Annotated in this window: 3 protein-coding genes; 2 read left to right on the top strand and 1 reads right to left on the bottom strand. The window is 68.8% G+C overall.

Annotated elements, in window-relative coordinates; genetic code table 11:
• Positions 1-110 precede the first annotated feature (110 nt).
• Positions 111-1448 (bottom strand): aspartate aminotransferase family protein, encoded by a 1338-nt coding sequence (locus K2X24_RS20210; protein ID WP_292500462.1) that lies wholly within the window; start codon positions 1446-1448, stop codon positions 111-113.
• Positions 1449-1625: 177 nt separating this feature from the next.
• Here K2X24_RS20210 and K2X24_RS20215 point away from each other — a divergent pair, with 177 nt between their 5' ends.
• Both K2X24_RS20215 and K2X24_RS20220 read left to right on the top strand, forming a co-directional pair.
• On the top strand, positions 1626-2174 hold the full coding sequence (locus K2X24_RS20215) for a cupin domain-containing protein (RefSeq protein ID WP_292500464.1): 549 nt from the start codon (positions 1626-1628) through the stop codon (positions 2172-2174).
• Positions 2175-2408: 234 nt separating this feature from the next.
• Positions 2409-3626 (top strand): ABC transporter substrate-binding protein, encoded by a 1218-nt coding sequence (locus K2X24_RS20220; RefSeq protein ID WP_292500467.1) that lies wholly within the window; start codon positions 2409-2411, stop codon positions 3624-3626.
• Positions 3627-3905: the final 279 nt, after the last annotated feature.

Here is a 3905-nt window from a genome sequence, read left to right on the forward strand (position 1 = left end):
TTGAAGACGGGCGCGGAGCGCGTGGCCGTGCCGGCGACGGTTCGGCCGCCGATGAAGTGCGAAATCGCGGTGGGCATCGAGAATCCTGACGGACGGAGAGTCGGAAGAGTTCAGGCGGCGCGGGCGATGGCGTCGCCGAGGATCGACGCCATGGTGTCGATCTGGTCGCGCTCGACGATGAGCGGCGGCGACAGGGCGACGATGTCGCCGGTGACCCGGACGAGCAGGCCGCGCTCGAAGCAGTCGACGAACACGTCGTAGGCCCGCGCGCCGGGCGCGCCCGGGCGCGGTGCCAGCTCGATGCCGGCCACGAGGCCGATGGTGCGGATGTCGATAACGTTTTTTGCGCCGCGCAGGTCGTGCATGGCGCCGGCCCAGTCCTCGGCCAGCTCCGCCCCCCGGGTCAGCAGGCCCTCGGCCGCATAGATGTCGAGGGTGGCGAGGCCCGCCGCGCAGGCCACCGGATGACCCGAATAGGTGTAGCCGTGGAACAGCTCGATCACGGCTTGCGGGCCGTGCATCAGGGCGTCGTGGACGGATCGCTTGCAGAACACCGCACCCATCGGAAGCGTGCCGTTGGTCAGGCCCTTGGCGGTGGTGACGAGGTCGGGCACCACGCCGAAGTAATCGGTGGCGAAGGGGGTGCCGAGGCGGCCGAACCCGGTGATGACCTCGTCGAAGATCAGCAGGATGCCGTGCCGGTCGCAAGTTTCGCGCAGGCGCTCGAGATAGCCCGTCGGTGGCAGCAGCACGCCGGTGGAGCCGGCCACCGGCTCGACGATGCAGGCCGCGATGGTCTCGGCCCCGTGGAGCGCCACGAGACGCTCGAGGTCGTCGGCCAGATCCGCCCCGTGCGCGGGCAGGCCCTTCGAGAAGGCGTTGCGCTCGAGATCGTGGGTGTGGCGCAGGTGGTCGACGCCCGGCAGCAGGGGAAAGACGCGGCGGTTGTTGACGAGGCCGCCCACCGAGATGCCGCCGAAGCCGACGCCGTGATAGCCGCGCTCGCGCCCGATCAGCTTGGTGCGCGTGCCCTGGCCGATGGCGCGCTGGTAGGCGAGCGCGATCTTCAGGGCGGTGTCCACGGATTCGGAGCCGGAGCCGGTGAAGAACACCCGGTTGAGCCCCGCCTCCGGGCCGCCCGGCGCGATGGCGGCGAGGCGCTCGGCGAAGTCGAAGGCCGCCGGGTGGCCCATCTGGAACGAGGGCGCGAAGTCGAGGGTGGTGAGCTGGCGCTCCACGGCCGAGGCGATGCCCTGGCGTCCGTGCCCGGCATTCACGCACCAGAGGCCGGCGGTGCCGTCGAGGACGCTGCGCCCGTCCGCGGAGGTGTAGTGCATGCCCTTGGCCGTGGCGAGCATCCGCGGCGCGGCCTTGAATTGCCGGTTGGCCGTGAACGGCATCCAGTAGGCGTCGAGCCCGGGGGCGTTGGCGGCGTGGTGGTGATCCATGGCGATCCTCGGGGGACGTCTATGATCCCGAAGGAGGCGCCGATTGCGCGGGACGAACAAGTCCTTTTCTTTCCCGCACGATGTGCTTGAAAACATGGGGCCCGCGAGGGCAATGTCGGTGAATCCTGAACATCTCTAACAGGGCGCTCCGCCCCAGAGGCGACCGCGAGGATTCCGATGAGCATCGATCTCGGCGCGCGCCTGCGCACCGTCCGCACGATTCACGGGCTGTCGCAGCGGGCGCTCGCCAAGCGCACCGGCGTGCCGAACTCGACGATCTCGCTGATCGAATCGAACGGCGTGAACCCGTCCGTCGGCGCCCTGAAGCGCATCCTCGACGGCATTCCCATCGGCCTGTCCGAGTTCTTCGCGGTGGAGCCGGAGCGCCCGCGCAGGGCGTTCTACCGGGCCGACGAACTCACCGAGATCGGCAAGGGGCCGATTTCCTACCGGCAGGTGGGCGACAACCTGTTCGGGCGCAGCCTGCAACTCCTCAAGGAGCGCTACGAGCCCGGCGCCGACACCGGCCGCGTGCCTCTGGTCCACGAGGGCGAGGAGGGCGGCATCATCCTGTGCGGCCGCCTGGAGGTGACGGTGGATGCGGAGCGCCGCATCCTCGGGCCGGGCGATGCCTACTCGTTCGAGAGCCGCCGTCCGCACCGCTTCCGCTGCGTCGGCCCCGTCGCCTGCGAGGTGGTGAGCGCCTGCACGCCGCCAACCTTCTGAGGCTTCGCCGTATGCGCGCTGGGCGGGTGATACGGCAGCAAACGCACGTATTTGTTGTCGAAGTGCCGGGTCTGATCTCGATCGGGGCAAGATCTGCCCGTCCTGTTGGCTTTTGAGGGTGTTTCGCACAGGTGCAGCGCAACATGAGCGGAGCGGCTTGACGGATCAGGACAAGCACCGTCCTTTGTGCGGAGAAAGATCCTCTGCCAAAGCCCGTGATCAAGGAACAAAGTTGTGCGTGATCGTCGTGCGTTTCTGAAGACCTCGCTCACGGCCGGCGCTTTCGCCGCCTCCGGACTCTCGCTTCCGGGCCTGCTGCGGGGCGCACGCGCGGCGGAGGGCCCCCTGGTGATCGGGGCGCCGCTGCCGATCTCGGGGGCCTTCGCCGCCAACGGCAAGTTCGCTTCGCTGGGCGCCGCCTTCGCCGCGCAGGAGGCCGGCAGCGTGCTCGGCCGCAAGGTTTCGATCGCCGATATCGACACCGAGGGCAAGCCGGCCCCCGCCGCCCGCAAGGTGCAGGAGGCGATGGGCCAGGGCACCCGGCTGTTCGCAGGCGGCATCCTCTCCTCCGAGGCTCTGGTGATGGGCAAGGAGGTCACGAAGGGCGACGGCGTCTTCATCACCACGGCGGGGGCCGACGAGATCACCGGCTCCGACTGCAACCGCGGCACCTTCCGCTGGACGGTGCCGACCTTCGGGGCCATCGCGCAGACGGTGCGCCCGCTGATCGCGCAGATGCCCCAGGCCAAGCGCTGGTACACGATCACCCCGCAATACGTGTTCGGCGAGGGCCTGCTGAGCGCCGCCAAGGCGGTGTTCCAGGAGAAGGGCGTCGAGCATGTCGGCAACAGCTACCACTCGCTGGCCGAGAAGGAGTTCAGCGGCTACCTGACCAACGCCATCGCGGCCAAGCCCGACGTGTTGCTGCTCCTCAACTTCGGCTCGCAATCCTCGGACGCTCTGCGCCAGGCGGTGAGCTTCGGCCTCAAGAAGCGCATGACCATCGTGCTCGCCTGGGCCTCGGGCCTGGAGCAGTTCGAGGCGCTGGGCGCCGATCTCTGCGAGGGCGTCTACTTCGGCGCCCAGTACTGGCACGGCATCGACTCGCCCCTGAACAAGGCCCTGGTGACCAAGGTCCGCGAGACCGCGAAGATGACGCCGAACTACTCCTTCGCGGGCTCGTACCAGATCACCAAGCTGCTCCTCGACGCGGCCGCGAAGGCCGGCAGCGCCGACGGCCCCGCCGTGATCAAGGCCCTCGAGGGCCTGCGCTACGCGGGCCTCACCGGCGAGGAGGAGATCCGCGCCGCCGACCATCAGGTCATCAAGGATTACTACCTGCTCAAGGGCAAGGCGAAGTCCGCCATGAAGGACAAGGACGATTTCGCGGAGGTGATCCAGTCCGGCAAGTCGTTCCTCTCGCCCGAGGCGGCCGGCTGCAAGATGGCGTGAGGGCCCCTCCCTCCCCCGTGTGGGGAGGGATCGAGGGTGGGGGTGGTTCCGCTGGCCTCCGAGCCCTGAGGGTCACCCAGCCACCCCTACCTCCAACCCCTCCCCACAAGGGGGAGGAGGGCCGCGTCGAGCCACACTCCGCCGGGAGACCCCGTGACCTACCTGTTCCAGATCCTGAACGGCCTCGGCCTCGGGATGCTCTACTTCCTGCTGGCCGTGGGCCTGAGCATCATCTTCGGGCTGCTGCAATTCGTGAACTTCGCCCACGGGGCGTTCTAC

It is taken from the genome of Methylobacterium sp., assembly GCF_019750675.1.
Lineage (GTDB): Bacteria > Pseudomonadota > Alphaproteobacteria > Rhizobiales > Beijerinckiaceae > Methylobacterium.

Excerpts from the sequence above, each read along its gene's own strand:
- K2X24_RS20210 (WP_292500462.1), bottom strand. The coding sequence starts at position 1,448 with ATGGATCACCACCACGCCGCCAACGCCCCCGGGCTCGACGCCTACTGG.
- K2X24_RS20215 (WP_292500464.1), top strand. The coding sequence starts at position 1,626 with ATGAGCATCGATCTCGGCGCGCGCCTGCGCACCGTCCGCACGATTCAC.